Here is a 20638-nt window from a genome sequence, read left to right as displayed (position 1 = left end):
TACTATTTATGGAGTCTGAAAGAATTATCGATTTATTTATGTTTGCGCTTCCAACCCTTATTACCGGATTGATAGCTTACTATTTTTTTAAAGAGCATACCAAAAACGAAGACGGCAGAAGACGCTTTCTATTGCACAAAGACATGCAGGTAAATGCCATGCCTTTACGCCTTCAGGCCTATGAGCGTATGGCTTTGTTTTTGGAGCGAATTACCCCTTCCAAGTTACTTATTAGAATGAGTCCAACTTCTTCAAATAAAGAAGATTACGAGAATTTACTTATAGCAGCGATTGAACAGGAGTTTGACCATAACCTATCGCAACAAATATACATAAGCGACGATTGCTGGAACATTATCACTGCTGCTAAAAATGCCACCATTCAATTGATAAGAAAAGCCAGTTTGCTTGAAAAAACCAATACAGCCAATAAATTGAGGGAGGTTATTTTAACTGAAATGATGGAAAAAAGAGCCCCCAGTGATGCGGCCCTATCTTTTATAAAACAGGAAGTGAGCGATATGTGGTAACAGCTTAAGGCTTTATCTCTCCCAAGTGTTTTTTCTTGGCATAATCAAAACCTTGTTGCCACCAGGCAGTCATTAATTTTTTACTGAAAATCAATGAGTTTTCCGTTAAACTGGAAGGTGTGTAATACAGGTTTAGTTTAACCCCTTTGTTTATGGCTGCCAGCTTACCTATTACGATATCGTTGCGTTCCACCTGATTTAACAGATGCCCAAACAGATTGATCATCAGTGAAAAAGGGTTTTTACCAAGCACTTTTTGGTTTTCAATGTTTTCAGCTTCCAGGATAATGGCATCCACCTCTGTTGCACCACGTTTTATAGCTTCACGAATGGGCACCACACATCCCAGGCCTCCATCGGCATATTCAAAACCATTAACCTTGGCAATGGACATAAAAGGAATGTAATTACAGGATATCCAGATCCAATGGCAAAACTCCTCATAAGTACAATCGTTTATGGATTTGTATTCTACCGTGTTCATGGACAGATTGGAAACAGTTACCACCACATCGGCCTTTTCGGCTTTAATTTTTTCATATTCGCTTTTGGTGAAGTTACGTTTGATGTTCCTTCTTAAGGCATTGCTTTCCCCAAAGGTTCGCCTCATTCGGATAAATTGCCATAAGGAGTTGATGAAATCTATGGACACATACTCCCTATCGCCTTTTTTACGCTGTACAAAAGGACTGATACTAAAAATATCGTGCTGCTGCACATTGGTAAAGATGTCGTACAGTTTAGGGATATTGTTTACCGCTAAATGAGGTATCAACAAGCTACCTGTTGAAGTTCCCAAAAACATATCGTAGGCTTTTTTTTGATGTTCCATGAGGTATTGTGCCACACCTCCAGCATAAGCACCTTTACTACCTCCTCCTGATATTACCAATGCTCTCATTCGGTTTCCAATGGACTTAATTCTTCGTTTTTATATTTTGCAAAATTAAACCCACTTTGCCACCAGAGAGTCATTTTTTCTTTGTTAAAGACCAAGGAATTAGTGGTAAGCACAGTAGGCGTATAATAAAAATTAATGATGGCATTTTGATTGGCTGCCACAAACTTGCCAATTCTAATGTTTTGGCCTTCTATCCTATCCAACATAAAGGCAAACATATTGGTAAGCAACGAAAAGGCATTCAAGGAAGGCATTCGGTTAAATTGCGTGATTTCAGTTTGCAAAATAATGGCATCTATATGTGTGGCACCACGTTTAATGGCTTCTTCAATAGGCACCATGGAGCCCAGACCTCCATCGGCATACTCACATCCGTTTTTTTTCACCAAAGACATAAAGGGCGTGTAATTACAGGAAATCCAAACCCATTCACAAAACGCTTCGTAAGTAAAATCCTTAATGGACTTGTATTCCACTTGGTTGAGTGACAGGTTTGAAACCGTTATAACGATGTCTTTTTTTGAAGCTTTCAATTGATCAAATTCGGCTTCGGACAAGGTGTTTTCAATAAGCTTTTTAAGATTGTAACTTTCCCCGAAGGTTTTACTGCCTTTCATGAGGTTTTTTAACACATTGAAATGATTGATTTTAATGGTTTCCAGACCTCTTTTTCGTTTTATGGCAAAAGGACAGACATTAAAGATGGCCTGCTGGTTCACGTTTGTGTACACCTCTTTTATTTTTTCGACCTTGTTCAATGCCAAGTGGGACACCAACAAACTTCCCGTGGACGTGCCCAAAAATAAATCGTAATCGTGTTTTTTGTTCTCAAGAAGATATTGTGCCACACCTCCTGCAAATGCACCTTTACTGCCTCCTCCAGAAATTACCAATGCTCTCATTTAATTGGAATTTTGTAATCTTAATATAGTTGCCTTAAAATCGGGTTGTTTTGACAATTCTTCCAACATGTCTTTGGCAAACTTTTTAAACTGCCAATTATAATGTTTGGATGCTTCCACTAAATTAGTCAGTACCTGTTCGTTATAAATCCCCAGGGAATTTAAATAATTAAAGGCTGTCAACCTCACTTCAAAACCGTATTTGGGACTGGAATAGCCTACCAGTTCATTTAAGAAAGCTTCTTTTTTATCCAATTCATACAAAGGTGTTGAAAGCGCGAGAGCCAACCAAAGCTGCCTGATATTCTTGTCGTTAAACCCAATAAGTTCGCTGGTGGCGTTTAGATAATTTTCCCTGTCCTCTGGAAAATTAATCCATAAATGGAACAAAGCTGCCTCTATGGTAGCATAAGACCCATCCTTTAACAAGGTTTCGTAGGATGCTTTTAAGGACAAGGGGATTTTATCTACATATTGGGCAATGGCTTGCCTGGTTTTTAACGAGCCTTCAAACACTTCTGGAGTGACCTGGTTTGGGATTTGCGAAATAACTTTACGTTTGGCTTCGTCTGAAATAGGCGCTGTTAGGTAATAGCTGCACTTGGAGGTTGCCAGCTCACAATCCACCATTTCGTATTCTTGAATAAAAGCAGATTGCATCAAGCTTTCCAGAGCTTCATCCATAGGGAATTCCACCTGCTTCAACCAGAGATCCACAAACTGACTTAAGTCTTGGCCACTGGTAGCTTCCACTTCTGAAATAAAATCTGTGGTTTCCACATTCGAAAATGCATGAGTCTTTAAATAATTGACCACAGCCTGTTTAAAAGCTATTGCTCCCACTTGTTCCCTTAAAGCATGCAATGCCCAGGCGCCTCGTTTGTAAAACGTGGTACTGCTGGATTTTGGGTTCAACAAAGACGTACTTGTTCCAGACCTGTTTTGATCCATAAGCTCTTGGGCATACTCATACAGCCTCCAATAGTAATAATTCTTTCCAAACACTTCCCTTTCTGCGAGCAAGGCATAGTAGGTTGCAAAACCTTCCTGCAACCAATGGTGTTCGCCACTTTTAGCCGTTACATAATCGCCAAACCACTGGTGAGCCAGTTCATGTGCGTTTACATTAACATAATTCCTATCCACAAAAGCTGTGGAATCCACTACAAAGGCATCAGAAAAAATGGTGGTACTGGTGTTTTCCATGCCTGCATACAGAAAATCGTGCACTGGCACCTGCTTGTAATTTTGCCAAGGATAAGGGATCCCAATTTCAGTTTCAAGAAAATCGAACATCTGTTTGCTATACCTATAAGTTGGCTCGGCCCTTAAAGAATCTGCGGGATAAAAGTACATTTCCAAAGGAATGCCACTACTGGAAACCTCTTCCAGTTTATTGTATTCACCTATTGCCAAAGCCACCAAATAGCTGGACATGGGCTTTGCCATATCGTATTTCCAGATGGTATTTCCCGCTATAGTTTCTTTTGCTAGCAAGCTGCCATTTGCCACTACCTTATAAGCACTGTTAAAGGTTACCGTTAAATCAAATTCCATTTTATCGTTGGTGTCATCTAAGCTAGGCAGCCAGTTGCTGGTATATTTTCCTTGTCCTTGCGTCCAAATTTGATCGGGAGCTTCATTCCCCCAACCCACAAAATAAAGGGCTTGTTTTGGTACTGTTTCATAAGCAACCCTTAGGCGATGACTTTCTCCCGTCTGAAATTTAGAATGCACAACCAGTTGTGTTTTGTTGTTTTTATACGAAATACTCCTATCATCCAGCAGCACCTCTTTAAAATCCATATGCACAGCATTCAGAAAAACGGAATCCGTAGGTTTTAAAATGTTAAAATAATAATCCACAACACCCAACACTTTGGACGCCTCAATATCGAAACTTAATTTGGCATCCACACGAGTAAAATCTACAACTTCAAGCTGTTGAGAAAAAGAAAGGCTTGTAAAAAAAATCAAAAAAGCACAAAGCAGGTGTTTCATAAGTAAGATTTATCAACTTCATGACTAAAATACATAAATTTTGAAGTTTTAAGTTTCAAGATTAAGGTTTATATTCGTGTTATGTCTATAAATTTACAAACTCCCATAGATTATTTAAAAGGTGTTGGTCCAAACCGAGCAGATTTGCTCAAGAAGGAACTGGGCATCCACACCTATCAGGATTTGATTAATTTATTCCCAAACAGGTATTTAGACAGGACACAATACTACAAGATTCATCAACTCCAGCGCAACACAGCAGAAGTACAGGTAATTGGTGAGATAATCAGCATCAAGGAAGTGGCACAGTCCCGAAGTGCAGGGAGAGGCAAACGCTTGGTTGCCACCTTTAAAGACGATACTGGCATTATGGAGCTGGTGTGGTTTCGTGGCCATAAATGGATACGCGAAAGCCTAAAGCTTCACAAACCCTATGTGGTTTTTGGCAAGGTCAATTGGTTTCAAGGGGTTTTTAGCATGCCTCATCCCGATATGGAACTTCTGGAAGAGCACCAAAAACACATACGTTCTGCCATGCAACCCATTTATCCGTCTACCGAAAAACTGACCAACAAAGGGATCAGCAATCGGGTGATAATAAAAATCATGCAGCAATTGTTTTTGGAGACCCAAGGCAGGTTTCAAGAAACCTTGTCTGATAAGCTTATTTCCGAACTAAAATTATTGGCTAAATCGGAGGCAGTTTTCAACATCCATTTTCCAAAAAATCAAGCGCTTTTGGCTAGGGCTCAATTCCGATTGAAATTTGAAGAATTATTCTATATTCAGTTGCAATTGATTCTGAAAAATTTAATCCACAAATCCAAAATCAAGGGCTTGCCTTTTACCCAAGTTGGAACATATTTCAACACCTTTTACAATGAGCATTTACCCTTTGAATTGACCCAAGCCCAAAAACGTGTTTTAAAAGAAATCAGGCAAGATTTAGGCAGCAATGCCCAAATGAACCGATTGTTGCAAGGTGATGTAGGTTCCGGAAAGACCATAGTGGCCTTCATGTCAATGCTCATGGCACTTGACAACGGATTTCAAGCTTGTTTAATGGCTCCAACTGAAATTTTGTCAGTCCAACACTATAACGGTTTACTTGAACTATCCAATAATTTGAATATCAGCATAAAACTACTTACGGGCTCAAGTAATACTTCAGAAAGAAAAGGAATTCATAAATCCCTTGAAAATGGTGAGTTGGACATCCTAATTGGGACTCATGCCCTACTGGAGGACAAGGTTAAATTTAAACATTTAGGCCTTGCCATTATAGACGAGCAACACCGTTTTGGAGTAGAACAAAGAAGTAAATTATGGCATAAAGGTCCAGCAACATCCTCTCAAAACAAAACAGATTTAGGAGTTATCCCACCACATATTTTAGTGATGACCGCCACACCCATTCCACGCACTTTGGCCATGTCTGTTTATGGTGATTTGGACATTTCTGTGATAGACGAATTGCCTCCAGGGAGACAGGCCATTAAAACAGTACACAGATATGATAAAAACCGACTGAAAGTGTTTCGGTTTATAAGGGATGAAATTGAAAAGGGCCGACAAATATATATAGTGTATCCACTTATCCAGGAAAGTGAAAAAATGGATTACAAAGACCTAATGGATGGATATGAAAGCATTGTTAGGGACTTTCCTCCCCCGAAGTACCAAATTTCCATTGTGCATGGTAAAATGAAACCAGCCGACAAGGATTATGAGATGCAACGCTTTATAAAAGGTGAAACCAACATCATGGTGGCCACAACCGTTATTGAAGTGGGTGTAAATGTGCCAAACGCCTCTGTTATGATTATTGAAAGTGCTGAACGTTTTGGCTTGTCGCAATTGCACCAGCTACGTGGGCGTGTTGGTCGTGGTGCCGAACAAAGCTATTGTATTTTAATGACCAGCCATAAACTGAGCAACGACAGCAAAATACGATTGGACACCATGTGCAGTACCAATGATGGTTTTGAGATAGCAGAAGTGGATTTAAAGCTACGTGGTCCTGGAGACCTTATGGGAACCCAACAGAGTGGCGTTTTAAACCTCAAGATTGCCGATTTAATAAAGGACAAGGACATATTGCAGTCTGCCAGATATTATGCCAAAAACGTGCTCCAAAACGATCCAACCTTAAAACACCCGGAAAATAAAGCAATTTTGAACACCTATCAGCAGCTTGGCAAGTACAAAAATATTTGGAATTATATAAGCTAGGCAAGTTGTCTTCCACAACGCTTATAAACCACTTTTAAAAACACTTGCTGGTGTACTGGATTTTAAGAAAACATGCCCATAAGTTTGACCACGTTTGCAAAGCTGACCCTAAAGGTATTTCCGGATAGAGGCACCTGCAAATCTCATCCTGTTTTCTAACGTACACTTGTAGGCAGGATTGCTCATGATAGGCTTTTTGCCGATTAGGCTTTGTTATTACACCGAATCTTTTCCGTTTATTCTGTAAAAGGTTGGTGCGTATAGTGTATTGTTTAGTTTTTCATATGAATGACTTCCTGCCATAAGATTATGGTTTTTTATAGAACATGTCCAAGGGCATGTTTTTATACTTATTAGGTCCTTTTTGCTTGGGATTTGCTGCGTTTTAAAGAACAAAATTGGCGTGTTTTAAGACAGGAAGGTTTACCATAAATTTTATTTATAGTAAAAAAACAGCACCCAAAGTAAGCTTATACACCCGAAGAAGACCCGAAGTAAATCCGAAGTAGACCCGAAGGAGCTACGGCTGAACCCCCAAGCAGGTCTTTATTTATAAAGGTTTAGAGCGGTTGAAAACAGGCATAACCTGTATTGACCTAGTTGAAAACAGACATAACCTGTATTGACCTAATGGAGAGGACTTTGATAGATTAAGATACTCCTTTTTTTTTAAAGTCCAAAAAAAAAGAGGCCATTATTTAAGAAGAACTGAGTTAAAAAACAAGCCATTAATTTATGCAATGAAATAAGATTACTTGTATCTTTAGGTTATAAAACACCGAATATGGTATAACTGCCCGTCTGGCATGTGGGTTTAAAAACAGTTTAAAAATCATTTTTAACCTTTAGCCATATTTCAGGACGAGACAACAGATTCTTTTTTAAACTTTGATAATCATATCAAAATCTGCTGCTAATTCAAATACTTTTTTAATAATTTTTGGAGCAATAGATTCCTGTTGTGCATTTTCATTTTGAGCAGGTATTCCCGTTTTATCAAAAAAGCCTCTAAAACCTTTAGGACTATGAATATTTACCCACTTACAAGTTGAATTGCTTTTATTCCCAAAGGTATGTAAAGTTTTTGGTGGAATATCAACCGATTCTCCTGCCCTAACATTTTTCACCTCTCCATTTATAAAAAATTCCATTTCGCCTTCTATTATCAAAAACGACTCCTTGAAATTATTATGAAAATGCGGGGGTGGGCCTTGTACCTGTGGTGGAGTTTCTGCCATCATCAAGTCGTAATCACCTAAAGTATCATAGGGTGTTACTTTATGACCTAAAACCCACTTTGTCTTATCATTTATCATGTCATGAGATTTTTGTCTCACAAAGCTATTGTATAATTTTGAAATTTCCAAATTTTATGAGATATTTGTCTTATGAAAAATGAATACATTAAATCAGGGAGAATAAATCAAAAATTAGAAACAAGAAATAAAATTTTAACTAGCGCACAATATTTTATAAATAAAGGATTAGAGTTCACTCTTGAAGATATTGCAAAAAAATCTGGATTATCAAGAGCTACTATCTATCGCTATTATTCAAAAGTTGAAATTCTAGCTAATGAAGCTGGGATAGATATAAGCACTAAAAGTCCAGAACACATTATTGAAAACCTTAAAGAAAAAAATATTGAAGAAATAATTCTTGGGATTCAAAAGTACTACAACACACTTGCGATAGAGCACGAAGGTGCATTTCGAAAATATCTATGTACAGTATTAGCGTCAAATCCATCCGAAATAAAAAGAGGTGCTAGACGAAAAAGAACATTACAACTTGCCTTTGAAAACACTTCTATCAATAATAAAGAAAAAGAAAAATTAGTCAATTTATTAACTCTTTTAATGGGAATAGAACCACTAATAGTAACTAAAGATGTATCTGGTTTAAATAATATTCAATCTATGGAAATTATGAAATGGGGAGTGCAATTAATTCTGAAGGGCTACTTTGAATCTGACAAGAAATAAGGCCAGTTGCCAACAACGTATATGGCACATTGCCAAAATTTGGTTAACTTTAAAATTTGCACAACAAATAAAATTCAGTCTCGACTGAAAAATATGAACAAAAGATATGGCAACGTGCCATTTACAAAACCGTTGTGGCACTTATTTATAAAATGAATAGAAAAAAATTATTTGTGTTTTTAAAACTGACCTTTTTATGGTCTTGGATACTTTGGATTATTGGATTAAACTACCTTTCAGAAGGAATTAATCAAGAATCAATCGGTAAATTTTTAGTTTTCTTTTTTGTTGGGGTATATGGACCAACAATTTCCGGAATAATTACAACTCTATTCTTTGATGGACTCAAAGGGTTATTTGAATTAATCAAAAAACTTTTTATATGGAAAGTCCCTTTTAAATATTATTTATACATAATTTTTTTACCTATAATATTTGTCATTATTGGTATGACACTTTACAGCCAATTTATAGGGGAAATTGGAGGTTTTGATAAAATGGCATATCTATCGATACCAACAATATTATTAACGGGATTGTATGCTGGACCATTGGGAGAAGAACTAGGGTGGAGAGGTTTTTATTGCCCGAATTTCAAAAAAAATATTCAAACTTGAAAAGTGCAATCATTATTGGGTTTATATGGTTTGTTTGGCATATTCCACTATGGTGGGCACCATTCGGAACCTTGGTAAGTGGAGAACCAATATCTATAATTCCTGTAATTGCATATTTTATTATGCTCATCTGCCTATCCATAATAATTACTTGGTTAGTAATTAATACACAGGGAAGTGTCCTTATTGCAATTTTATTTCACTTGTCAATTAATGCAGGAATCGTATTGCTTTTTTACCCTGAATTGAATATGGATTTCAAAAAAGTACATTTATTATCCAGTATTGGAATGTTAATATTTACTGGATTTTTAGTAGTAAAGAATAAATTAAAAACAAGTGCCAATACCGTATAAAACTAATTGCTTGGCACGAGCCTGCTTACGAATCCCGAAAGCTTTCGGGACGCGGATTTTGCTTGCGCCAGTTCGCTGCGCTCGTGTCTATTCGGTATTTACCTGCCTGCTCTTAGGTTTGCAAAGTTTCGTGCCAGACCATTAAACGGCTCTTATACAAACACATTAAATGAAAGGTTAAACCTACTCCTCCAACAACCCACTAACAAAACTTTCAAACTCATTTGTAAACTCGGTGTATTTATCTCCTGTAGCTGGTCCATTAAAACCTGTGTGAATTTTACGTACGATTCCCGTTTTATCAATGAAAATGGTAGTTGGATAACTCAATACATGGTTTAACATAGGTAGTTTTTCTTGAGCAGACACTTTACTAGAACTACCATATTGGGCTAATAATATAGGATACTCGATATCAATTCTACTTTTAAGTCTTTTAATGTTTTCAAAAGCTTTGTCTTCAGTTTTTGTGTATTCGAAGGCTAAACCAATAATTTCAAAGTCTTGGTTTTTATTGTTTTTATAATAGTTTGCTAAGTACTTGCTTTCGTCTAAACAGTTTGGGCACCAGGTTCCCATGATTTGCACTAAAACTACTTTGTTTTTAAAACGCTCATCTTCTAAAGAAACCATGTTTCCGTTTTCGTCTGGAAAAGAAAAAGATAGCTTATCAAAACCTTCCTTTAAAAAGGTTAAATTGTTTGCATCAGGCAATTCGAAAGACTCATTGCGTTTTGCAACAAAAGGCTCTTTAAAATGGTTTCCAGAATAAAACATGCCTTGCATGGTACTATCGGTTACCGTGGCAGTAAACAAAAAAGCATGAGAGCCATCAAAGGTTGATAATTTTAATTGATTTCCGTCCAGAACCCCTTCCAAGTATCTGTAATCCCCAGTCGTGGTTCTAAATGTTCCAGTAACTTTTTGATGGTCTTGTTTAAAAATACCTTTGGCAATGTATCTATCTTCATCAGAATTAGGGCTAAAAGTTGTTTCCCAAATACCAGATACATTTGTTTCTGCTTTATTTGACGTTTCAAAACGCTTGGTTTTGCCATAGATAGCTGTAAAAGGAACGCTTCTGTTTAAATCGTCTTTAATATAGTTACCTTCCAAGCCAGTTTCCGTTAGTTTCGCAGCTATATAACTATCAAATACAGGAGGTTTTATAAACACAGAATCGTTTCTATAGGAGATTTCATCGACTTCAATCTGTTCTTCAGCATTAAAAATTTGAAGTTTGTTGCTGGATAGCACTTCAAAGATAAAAGGCATGTCCAGACTGTCATTTACTTTTAAAAGTGCTTGATAGGTCCCTACTTTTAAATTTTTGGGACCTTGTTGCTTTTCTTCTTTACAAGAAACTAAAAGAATTAAAAGACTCAATAAACTAATGACTCGCATAAAGGAATAGGTTTGTTAAAACGAAAAAAGCGACCTCTTGGTCGCTTCATCGTACTTATTTTTTCTTCGGATTAAATACAGGAAGCAATTGGGTAGAGACTTCACCAAAACCAATTCTGGTGCCATCTTTTTCGCAATATCCTCTCATAATAACCGTATCGTAATCGTTTATAAACTTTCGTTCAGTCCCATCTTTCAAGGTAATGGGCTTCTCTCCTCTCCAGGTCAATTCCAACATAGAGCCATAAGAGTCTGGTGTTGGTCCGGAAATGGTTCCAGAGCCCATCATGTCTCCAGAATTTACTGGGCAGCCATTAATGGTATGATGTGCCAATTGTTGTACCATATTCCAATACATGTATTTAAAATTGGATTTACTAACAACGGTTTCTTTGGCTGTTTTAGGCTTGATGGCCACTTCCAGCTTAATATCGTAGCTTTTTTTGCCTTTATACTGTAAATAAGGCAGTTGTGGTTTTAATGGTTTTGGGCTTTCTACGCGATAAGGCTCCAGAGCATCCAAAGTAACAATCCATGGCGAAATGGATGAGGCAAAGTTTTTTGCCAAGAAAGGCCCTAAAGGCACATATTCCCATTTCTGAATATCCCTAGCAGACCAATCGTTGAAAAGTACCAGTCCGAAAATGTACTCTTCAGCTTCATCTATAGGAATGGGTTCCCCTAAATCGTTGGCATCTGTAGTAATAAAAGCCATTTCCAGTTCAAAATCAACCAATTTCGATGGTCCGAAAACAGGGGTATCACTTCCTGCAGGAAGCGTTTGCCCTTGAGGTCTGTGAATAGGGATTCCCGAAGGGATGATGGAGCTGCTTCTTCCATGGTATCCCACAGGAATGTGCAACCAGTTTGGCATTAAAGCGTTTTCTGGGTCACGAAACATGGTCCCTACATTGGTAGCATGCTCGATGCTTGAATAAAAATCGGTATAATCGCCAATTTGAACAGGTAATTGCATTTCAATCTCGTCTAAACGGAACAACACAATTTCCTTATGTTTTAGGTTGTTTTTAAGTTCATCATTTTCTGCATCAAAAATATGAGCTATCCTGTTTCTAACAGCTCTCCAGGTTTTTCTTCCATCCGCAATAAAGTCGTTTAGCGTATCTTGAAGAAAAATATCGTCGGTCAACGGAATTCCATCAAAATAACCCAACTGGTGCAAAGCCCCTAAATCTATGGCTGTATCTCCTATTCGCGTTCCAATGGTAATAATATCATCACGTGTTAGGAACACCCCAAAAGGAATGTTTTGAATGGGGAAATCGGAGTTTTTATCGACGTGTAACCACGATCTTCTATCTGGATTGTTAGCTGACATTGGCATAACTGTTTCTGTGTTTTATATTAATAAATTCTATTCAAACCTACATAACTTTTTATTTTTAAACTAATAATAAAGGGAAAATGTGGTTTCACTTTATGCATTAAAAAAAATGCGAAAAGCGAAGTAAATATATGTTTTTTGATGAATTAAACTAATCTATTTGTTATTTTTGACATGATTTTAACTATAAGGAGATTTACCCTTGAAAGTACATTAGTGGTTTGATGTTTGTTAAGGTGCCCATACACCTTAAGAACTTATTGACCCTACGGCTTAAAAGACCACAATAGTTTTAAAACATCCTCTTAGAGTCATCATCTTTAACTTTAAAACAAAATATAAATTAAAAATATATCTATATGCAACGCGACGAACAAATATTCGAATTGATAGAAGCCGAAAAACACAGACAATTAGAAGGTATCGAATTGATTGCTTCAGAAAATTTTGTAAGCAACCAAGTGATGGAAGCTGCTGGTTCTGTTTTAACCAATAAATATGCCGAAGGCTATCCTGGCAAACGTTATTATGGAGGTTGCGAAGTGGTGGATGAAGTGGAGCAATTGGCCATAGACAGAGCCAAGACCTTGTTTAACGCTGCCTATGTGAACGTACAGCCTCATTCTGGAAGTCAAGCAAACACAGCTGTTTTTGCTGCATGCCTAAATCCAGGAGATAAAATACTAGGTTTCGATTTATCGCATGGTGGCCATTTAACCCATGGATCTCCTGTGAATTTTTCCGGAAAACTCTATAACCCTGTTTTTTATGGTGTAAAAAAAGAAACCGGACTTATAGATTATGAGCATGTGGCAGAGATGGCCGAAAAAGAAAAACCTAAATTAATTATAGCTGGAGCTTCTGCATATTCCAGGGATATGGATTTTAAACGTTTTAGGGACATAGCAGATGGTGTTGGTGCTATTTTATTGGCAGACATTTCCCATCCTGCTGGCTTGATTGCCAAAGGTATTTTAAACGATCCTCTTCCTCATTGCCATATTGTGACCACAACAACCCATAAAACCTTACGTGGTCCAAGAGGTGGCATGATCATGATGGGACAGGATTTTGACAATCCGTTTGGGTTAAAACTCAAAAACGGCAACTTGAAAAAAATGTCTTCACTATTGGATTCTGCAGTATTCCCTGGAAACCAAGGTGGTCCATTGGAGCATATTATTGCTGCCAAAGCCATTGCTTTTGGTGAAGCTTTAACAGATGAGTTCATGCACTACATGCTACAGGTTAAGAAAAATGCTCAAGCCATGGCCAAAGCCTTTGTAGAAAGAGGTTACCATATTATTTCCGGAGGAACAGACAATCACATGATGCTTATAGATTTAAGAAACAAGAACCTTACTGGAAAAGACGCAGAGCAGGCTTTGGTAAAAGCAGATATTACGGTTAATAAAAACATGGTTCCCTTTGATGATAAATCGCCATTTGTAACCTCTGGTATTAGAATTGGAACACCTGCCATTACAACCCGAGGTTTGAAAGAGAATGACATGGAAGGGATTGTGGCTTTGGTTGATGAAGCCTTAATGAATTACCAAGACGAAGACAAACTGGAAACTATAGCTAGAAAAGTAAATGCCTTGATGAGCGATTTGCCTTTGTTTGCTTAAGCTGAAAACTTCTATATAAAATGAAAATCCCGTTTTAAAACGGGATTTTTTTATGAACGAATTAATCTTTTTGAACGAAAGTCAGGAATCTTTTAAATTGCAATCCCTATTCAACAGATTGCTTCGTGGCTCGCAATGACAACAGGTTTAAAAATCTTCATGCTGATAAGCTCCTGCATCTGGCGAAGCTGTTCTGGGTTTACCCAAAATATCGTTAGGTACCTGTCCTGCAAAAACTGGATCTCCAATACCATTTGCAGCAGAGTCATTGCCAATAATCAACTCGTTTTCATTAGCTTCTTTAAAGTCTGGGCTCTGATTGAAAATATTGCTTTCGTAATGAGGTCCGTTTAAGTTATAATTTTCACCGGTAAAGTTTCCGTTGGTATCTTCAAACCTCAACAAACAATTGGTAAATTTAAAATTAAAGACCACAGCAGGATCTTCTATTTCATCCAAAATAAATTCTGGGTTATCGTTTCCATAAATGATACAGTTATTAAAATTGGCTTCGGTTAAATCTGTGATATATCTTGTATCTTCGGTATCAAAAAAATTGTTTATCAATAACGCTGGAAATTGTCTAAAACTATTGTTCCAGTAATTGGCAATCGTGCAATGTGTTAAGTTGTATTTCCCACCGTAAGTGGCAGCAAAACTGCTTTGACCAGCATTGTTAATTACAAGATTTTCACCAAGGATGGAGGTGTTTCTACCCAAAATGCCAAAATTGCTGGAGTTGTAAATTTGCGTATTGGTCAGGGTCAATTTGTTATTTATGGCATCTGGATTTCCTTCAGATAAGATACCCACTGCCGCATTTTTAATGGTTGCATGATTGATGATGTTATTGATACTGCCATCAAACAACCATATGGTTCCCCATTGTCCCGGAACATCGGAAAATGCAGGCTCCAATCTGTCGCCTTCAAAAATCACTTCGTTTTCCAAGAGTTCCTGGTCGGAACTTAAATCGCCATTAACATGCAAACTAGCACCTTCAGCAACCAAGAGTCCTGAATTGGCATGAAAATGCACACGAGCTCCTGCTTCAACAGTCAATGTTTGGTTGTTGGGCACAGCAGCATACCCATAAACAACGTAAGGTTTTTGATTTGTAAAAGTAAGTTCGGCAGGTTCCAGGTAACGTCCTTGAATCTCGGTTTCAACGACCTCTCCACCAATATTTAAGGTCAAGGTTTCAACAACTCCAGTGGTATTGTCTTTATCTGGATAAATAAACACAGCATCTTTAACCAAGGTAACCAGTTCAACAGATTGGAAATTGGCACCCGAATCGAACTCTATTTTATCTGTATATAAGAATTCGCCATTGGTATTAGGTAAATTGTTAATATCGATAGTTGTTTCAATAAACACATACATGCTGTCTTTAGCAAGAATCTCTACATTTTCGAATGCTTTTCCAGGCATGCCATCCACATTCAATCGGTATTCTGAAGCTTCGCCCAAAGCCAAACGAATGGAAGGGATGCTAATATCGTTATTGCTTCTGTTATACACTTTCAGGTTATAGGTACTTGAACCAATGTTTGTAAAAACAGTATCTAAATAAACTGTGTCTTTTGAAAATTCCAGATTTCCGGAACTTGGTCCAAAATCCAGATCTTTTCTACAAGAATTAGTAGTAATTATTAAGCTTAAACAAATAATAAGATAAAAGACTTGCTTCATTTTTAATGATCATTTAATAATTGTGAATCATGTACTTGGTAAAAATATAACTTTTGAATTGATGATATAGTATGAAAGTTGTTTTTTACTGAAATATTTTTGAAATCCCTTCTGGAATCCTATTGGGTTTCATGGTATTTGAATTCATAAAACACCATGTCGTTTCAGACTTGGCAAGTAGTTTGTTGGTGTTGTTGTTTGTTATTTCCACAACCCTTACGGAAGTGACTCCTTCAGCTTTGGTAACATATGTTTTAAGTTTTATAACATCGTTTAAAAGGGCTGGATGTTTATATTCTATAAGATGGGATAACATGATCCAAAAGTAGGTTTCCCTGATTTTATGGGTTGTAGCTGCTGTCCAGTGGTTTTTGGCAATCTCTTGAACCCATTGCACATATCGCACATTGTTTACATGGTTCAATTCGTCTAGATCGTCTTGTGTTACCTTTAATAGGCTTTCGTAAGTTTGCAAAACTAATTTTCTATAATTTCAACTTCAAAAAGTTTGTCCCAACGTTTACCTGTAATAAAAAAGGTTTTGGTTTCCGGATTGTAGGCAATGCCATTAAGCACATCCAGTTTTGGGTGTTGTGTGACTTTTTTCCTTAAAGGTGTAAAATCTATCACACCTTCCACAGCGCCATTTTCAGGATTTATAATGGCAACTCCATTTTTATTATATCGGTTGGCGTAAATTTTACCATCTACCCACTCCAATTCGTTTAGTTCCACCACTTTCCCCTTGTTATGATAGGCTTGAACAAAGTTTTCTTCTGCTAAGGTTTCTGGGTCCAAGGTCCATATTTTTTCGGTTCCATCACTTTTGTAAAGTTTTCTCCCATCGTTACAAATCCCCCAACCTTCTCTACTGTTGCCGTATTTAAAGCTTCCGGTTCTTTCAAAGGTTTCAACATCATACACAAAACCAGTGCCTCTTTTCCAGGTAAGCTGATAGATTTTGTTGTTTAGGATGGTGAGCCCTTCACCAAAATATTCGTCTGCCAAATCTATATTCTTTAAAACCTCACCTGTTTTATAATCCACTTTTCTAAGTTTGGATTCCCTGTATTGCCCTGTACTTTCATAGAGTTCACCATTGTAAAATTCCAAACCTTGTGTATAAGAGGTGATATCGTGAGGGTACTCATTAATGATTTTATAGGAATATACTTTTGGGGTTTTATTGTTTAATATGGTAATGCTTTGGTTAATGGTTTCGGTATCTCCAGCCAAATCCAGGGTTGCTTCCACCAAATGCTCTCCCAACCTAAAGGATTTTAAATCGACCTGTTGAGATACAGGTTTCCCATCTATGGTATATTTTACTGAGGAAATCTCATGGTTTTTAGGGTTGGAAATGTCCAGTTCTAAAGTTTTATCTATGGAAATTGCTTGTCCATCGGTATTGGTTTTAATGGAAATGTCCATTTTTTTCTGGGCAGAATTACTGCCACAAGACACCAAGAAAACAGCTAAAAATATGATAGTAAGAGGTTTAAAGATATTCATTTTTGTAATATAATTTTTTAGCAAGTTATTTATTAAAATTCAGTTTAAAAAATCATTGTGATAAATTTAAAAGATTGTATCTTTGCACGAGGCAAGTCCTACACAACCAGCTCCTGTTGAATCCTCCAGGGTGGGAACACAGCAAAGGTAGACGGTCGTAGCGGTGTGATGTAGGTAGCTTGCCTTTTTTTGTACACTACATTTTAGTCTTGAAAGCCTTGGCGATTCAAGATTTTTTTAGTTTAAACACCTTCCTTTGATATTGAAAAATCTGATGCAAATAGATTGTATCTCAACTTTAAAAGTACCCATCATTATTTTTATTATTGTATTTTTGAAATTCTAAATTAAGAATATGTCTAAAGTTGTTTTGATAACTGGGGGTTCTTCTGGAATAGGTAAATCGGTTGGAGAATTTTTAATCAGTAAAGGGTTTATAGTTTATGGCACTAGCAGGTTTCCTGAAAAATATCCTGCAAGTAAATTTCCAATAGTGGCTCTAGATGTTACGGACAATCAAACCATTACTCAGGCAGTAGGCGAAGTTTTATTAAAAGAAGCACGTATAGATGTTTTAATAAACAACGCAGGTGTTGGGATTACCGGTCCAATAGAAGAAATACCTGAGACAGAAATAAAAAACAATTTTGAAACCAACCTGTTTGGACCTATCAATGTGATTAAAGCAGTGTTGCCAAGCATGAGAGCACAAGGTTCGGGATTGATTATCAATATTACATCCATTGCTGGATATATGGGCTTACCTTATCGTGGCATTTATAGTGCCAGCAAAGGTGCTTTGGAATTGGTAACAGAGGCTTTTAGGATGGAATTGAAAGACTTTAACATTCACATGACCAACGTGGCTCCTGGGGATTTTGCAACCAATATTGCATCTGGACGTTATCATGCTCCTGTTTTGGAAAGTTCTCCTTACCACAAACCTTACGGAAACACCTTAAAATTGATGGATAGCCATGTAGATGCAGGAAAGGACCCATTACTGATGGCAAAAGCCATTTATAAGATTATAAACACCCCAAACCCTAAAATCCATTACAAGGTTGGTGAATTCATGCAAAAGTTTTCCGTTGTGTTAAAAAGAATCCTTCCAGACAAAGTTTATGAGAAACTACTGTTAAACCATTATAAATTGTAATTTTGCAATTTGATAATCCACAACCAAAACAAACCCATTTTCCTTACCAAAGGAATTAAAAAATTGATTTATATGAAATTCTTTATTGATACTGCAAATTTAGACCAGATTAGAGATGCCCAAGATTTAGGTGTTCTTGATGGTGTTACTACAAACCCATCTTTAATGGCAAAAGAAGGCATTACGGGTCATGATAATATTTTAAAACATTACGTAGACATTTGCAATATTGTTGATGGCGATGTAAGTGCTGAAGTTATATCAACAGATTTTGAAGGCATGGTTCGCGAAGGTGAGGCTTTGGCCGAATTGCACGAGCAGATTGTTATTAAATTACCTATGATTAAAGATGGTGTAAAAGCCTGTAAATACTTTAGCGACAAAGGCATTAAAACCAATGTTACCTTGGTTTTTTCTCCAGGACAAGCTTTATTGGCTGCCAAAGCAGGAGCGACCTATGTGTCTCCATTTATAGGCAGGTTGGACGATATTTCAACAGATGGCTTAAACTTGATAGCTGAAATTCGTCATATTTACGACAATTATGGTTTTGCAACAGAAATATTGGCTGCATCTGTTCGTCATACCATGCACATTATAGATTGTGCCAAACTAGGTGCAGATGTTATGACAGGCCCTTTAAGCGCCATTGAAGGTTTATTGAAACATCCTTTAACCGATAGTGGCTTGGCTAAATTCCTGGAAGATTACAAAAAAGGAAATTAATACTTATTGGAAGACACCAAACAAAACATACCTATTAAAGCCTTAACTGTTGTTGAGGCTTTTTTTTATTGGTTTAATACACCTAAAAGTTCTTCTTCAAAATTAATGGAAAACATATTGGCATGAGCGTTTTCTATCAAGCCTTTTTTACCAACAATAATCACCTTGTTTATGGGATAAATGGCAAGGGCCTGTTTGGCTTCCGAAGGATTTTTGAACAAATATTCCTTAGGTGTTTCAAAGTTGTATTTTTTTAAGGTTTTTATCCATACATCCTTATTATCGTTATTGGCATTAATACCAATAAAAGTGATTTCCGGATACTTTAACTTTAATTCGTTCACTTTTTTATGGCATTCTTGGGCATGCATCATATTGGTCTGGGACCAGAAAAAGATAACGCAAGGCTTATTTCCTAAAACAAACCTTAAATTCAATTCGTTGTTAAATATATCAAACACCTTAACATCTGGCAATGGATTGCCTGGTTTTAAATCTTTTAAGGAACTTACAATCTTACTTACGTAATCCTTATGTCTGGCATTAGTACTCTTTGCTAGGAATGAATTTAAAATGGCATCATAATTATCCACATCCTTGTTATTGCTTACAAACTCTATGGCAGCACTTATTAAAAGAGAGTTTTTTACATTGTCGTTAGTCATTAAACTATCAATCAAATCCAGTCTAATTAAATTGTAGTCCAACGATTGTTTACTAAAAACACTATCGTTTGAATGTTTAAAGTGTTCCGTAAGGGCCAAATTTTCAAAGTGGTGCTTTAAAAAAGAAGCGTATGGAAAATAACCAACCAACACAGAATCGTTATAGTTTATATGGTTTCTGTAATCGTAGAAATTATCCGATAAAGATTCAAAGTTTTTCCGTTCGCTGTTGGCATAATTTACAAAAGGATACACTTCTTTACTTAAGTAATAATCGTAATTAATGTTGGATTCTGCCAAATGGTTAAAAAGTTCGGAAGTACTTTGTTTGGTTATAAACTCACGAAGGTCGTTTAATTTAATTTCCCTAAGGGAATCCAATTTATTTTCAAACTCTTCAACAGGAAGTTGACTAAAGCTCAAGATTATTTTGTCTTCTGCTTCACCATTTAAAAACAAATCCACCAAATAATTGTTTTTTTTGGCACCTTTTCCCGTAAAAACCAAAGACTCATCAAAATCCTTAGTGTTTAGCCTAAACATAATACTATCATTAGGTTCCAATAACACCATTTGAATTTCGCCTCCATGAGAAAAGGTATACAAGCCCGAAGAAAGGGTTTCCAATTTATATAAGAATCTATTATTGGCATCCAGGGTCATGGTGTCTATTACAGAATTCGCCTTAAGCAAGACCACATAGTTATTTGAAGGATTAATAACTTCTCCACCAATGTAAGCCGTATCCCCTTTGTCTTGTTTTGGGTCCTTTTCACAAGAAACCAGGGATAAAACACATAACATTACCACGCAAAAATACTTCATAAGGCTATTAATAAGGTCTTTAGCATAACTATAATCAACAAAAATATAAGTTGCTATCTATAAGTGTTGTTAATTCGTTGTTAAATATTAATAAGATTGCTTTTGTTTCTTGTTGTAGTAGGTTTTTTCTACTTTTGCAAAAATTACAGGAG

The 20638-nt window shown here is 36.7% G+C and carries 18 protein-coding genes and 1 other RNA gene; 9 read left to right on the top strand and 10 right to left on the bottom strand.

Annotation, left to right across the window (positions count from 1 at the left end; translation table 11 throughout):
- The first annotated feature begins 8 nt into the window (after nt 1-8).
- Nucleotides 9-530, top strand: coding sequence for a DUF7935 family protein (locus tag D778_RS11895; RefSeq protein ID WP_007651035.1), 522 nt, complete (start codon nt 9-11; stop codon nt 528-530).
- Nucleotides 531-534: 4 nt separating this feature from the next.
- On the opposite strand, the gene D778_RS11890 is transcribed toward D778_RS11895, so the two are convergent.
- The 3 genes from D778_RS11890 to D778_RS11880 are packed head-to-tail and all read right to left on the bottom strand — an operon-like array spanning nt 535 to nt 4334.
- On the bottom strand, nt 535-1431 hold the full coding sequence (locus tag D778_RS11890; RefSeq protein ID WP_007651034.1) for a patatin-like phospholipase family protein: 897 nt from the start codon (nt 1429-1431) through the stop codon (nt 535-537).
- On the bottom strand, nt 1428-2333 hold the full coding sequence (locus D778_RS11885) for a patatin-like phospholipase family protein (protein WP_007651033.1): 906 nt from the start codon (nt 2331-2333) through the stop codon (nt 1428-1430). Before D778_RS11885 ends, D778_RS11890 begins: the two co-directional genes overlap by 4 nt.
- Nucleotides 2334-4334, bottom strand: coding sequence for a M1 family metallopeptidase (locus tag D778_RS11880; RefSeq protein ID WP_007651032.1), 2001 nt, complete (start codon nt 4332-4334; stop codon nt 2334-2336).
- A gap of 81 nt (nt 4335-4415) precedes the next feature.
- Between D778_RS11880 and recG the strand changes: the two genes are divergently transcribed.
- Complete coding sequence (gene recG / locus D778_RS11875) at nt 4416-6566, top strand: ATP-dependent DNA helicase RecG (protein ID WP_007651031.1); 2151 nt, start codon at nt 4416-4418, stop codon at nt 6564-6566.
- Nucleotides 6567-7447: 881 nt separating this feature from the next.
- On the opposite strand, the gene D778_RS11870 is transcribed toward recG, so the two are convergent.
- Nucleotides 7448-7882 (bottom strand): cupin domain-containing protein, encoded by a 435-nt coding sequence (locus D778_RS11870; RefSeq protein WP_040492362.1) that lies wholly within the window; start codon nt 7880-7882, stop codon nt 7448-7450.
- A gap of 72 nt (nt 7883-7954) precedes the next feature.
- On the opposite strand from D778_RS11870, the gene D778_RS11865 reads away from it, so the two are divergent.
- The 3 genes from D778_RS11865 to D778_RS11855 all read left to right on the top strand — a co-directional run bounded on the left by D778_RS11865 (nt 7955) and on the right by D778_RS11855 (nt 9524).
- Nucleotides 7955-8551 carry a TetR/AcrR family transcriptional regulator gene (locus D778_RS11865; protein WP_007651028.1) on the top strand — a complete coding sequence of 199 codons (597 nt, stop codon included), beginning with the start codon at nt 7955-7957 and terminating at the stop codon, nt 8549-8551.
- 152 nt (nt 8552-8703) lie between these two features.
- Nucleotides 8704-9168 (top strand): hypothetical protein, encoded by a 465-nt coding sequence (locus D778_RS14545; protein ID WP_040492360.1) that lies wholly within the window; start codon nt 8704-8706, stop codon nt 9166-9168.
- Entirely contained in the window at nt 9165-9524 is a 360-nt protein-coding gene (locus D778_RS11855; RefSeq protein ID WP_040492358.1) for a CPBP family glutamic-type intramembrane protease, read from the top strand. Before D778_RS14545 ends, D778_RS11855 begins: the two co-directional genes overlap by 4 nt.
- Nucleotides 9525-9707: 183 nt before the next feature.
- Here the strand turns inward: D778_RS11855 and D778_RS11850 are convergent, their stop codons facing one another.
- Nucleotides 9708-10928: a TlpA disulfide reductase family protein gene (locus tag D778_RS11850; RefSeq protein ID WP_007651023.1), complete on the bottom strand. Its 1221-nt coding sequence runs from the start codon at nt 10926-10928 to the stop codon at nt 9708-9710.
- Nucleotides 10929-10983: 55 nt separating this feature from the next.
- Nucleotides 10984-12273: a fumarylacetoacetase gene (fahA, locus tag D778_RS11845; protein ID WP_040492357.1), complete on the bottom strand. Its 1290-nt coding sequence runs from the start codon at nt 12271-12273 to the stop codon at nt 10984-10986.
- 359 nt (nt 12274-12632) lie between these two features.
- Here fahA and glyA point away from each other — a divergent pair, with 359 nt between their 5' ends.
- The gene (glyA, locus tag D778_RS11840) at nt 12633-13904 is read left to right on the top strand and encodes a serine hydroxymethyltransferase (RefSeq protein WP_007651020.1); all 1272 of its coding nucleotides are present in this window, start codon (nt 12633-12635) and stop codon (nt 13902-13904) included.
- Between the two features lie 147 nt (nt 13905-14051).
- Here glyA and D778_RS11835 read toward each other — a convergent pair whose 3' ends face one another.
- The 3 genes from D778_RS11835 to D778_RS11825 all read right to left on the bottom strand — a co-directional run bounded on the left by D778_RS11835 (nt 14052) and on the right by D778_RS11825 (nt 17111).
- Entirely contained in the window at nt 14052-15599 is a 1548-nt protein-coding gene (locus D778_RS11835; RefSeq protein WP_007651018.1) for a hypothetical protein, read from the bottom strand.
- A gap of 85 nt (nt 15600-15684) precedes the next feature.
- On the bottom strand, nt 15685-16074 hold the full coding sequence (locus D778_RS11830; RefSeq protein WP_007651016.1) for an acyl-CoA thioesterase: 390 nt from the start codon (nt 16072-16074) through the stop codon (nt 15685-15687).
- A 2-nt stretch (nt 16075-16076) separates the two neighbouring features.
- Nucleotides 16077-17111: a glutaminyl-peptide cyclotransferase gene (locus tag D778_RS11825; RefSeq protein ID WP_007651014.1), complete on the bottom strand. Its 1035-nt coding sequence runs from the start codon at nt 17109-17111 to the stop codon at nt 16077-16079.
- 89 nt (nt 17112-17200) lie between these two features.
- Here D778_RS11825 and ffs point away from each other — a divergent pair.
- From ffs to fsa, 3 genes are all read left to right on the top strand, one after another.
- An RNA gene (ffs, locus tag D778_RS14325) (signal recognition particle sRNA small type) lies at nt 17201-17299 on the top strand.
- Between the two features lie 167 nt (nt 17300-17466).
- The gene (locus D778_RS11820; protein ID WP_007651013.1) at nt 17467-18270 is read left to right on the top strand and encodes an SDR family oxidoreductase; all 804 of its coding nucleotides are present in this window, start codon (nt 17467-17469) and stop codon (nt 18268-18270) included.
- 72 nt (nt 18271-18342) lie between these two features.
- Entirely contained in the window at nt 18343-18996 is a 654-nt protein-coding gene (gene fsa / locus D778_RS11815) for a fructose-6-phosphate aldolase (RefSeq protein ID WP_007651006.1), read from the top strand.
- Nucleotides 18997-19061: 65 nt separating this feature from the next.
- Here fsa and D778_RS11810 read toward each other — a convergent pair whose 3' ends face one another.
- Nucleotides 19062-20486 (bottom strand): TlpA family protein disulfide reductase, encoded by a 1425-nt coding sequence (locus D778_RS11810; protein WP_155949952.1) that lies wholly within the window; start codon nt 20484-20486, stop codon nt 19062-19064.
- Nucleotides 20487-20638: the final 152 nt, after the last annotated feature.

It is taken from the genome of Xanthomarina gelatinilytica (assembly GCF_000348685.1).
In the GTDB taxonomy this organism is placed as follows: domain Bacteria; phylum Bacteroidota; class Bacteroidia; order Flavobacteriales; family Flavobacteriaceae; genus Xanthomarina; species Xanthomarina gelatinilytica.
The sequence above is the reverse complement of the archived record's forward strand: the minus strand, read 5'-3'. Positions and strand labels throughout refer to the sequence as shown.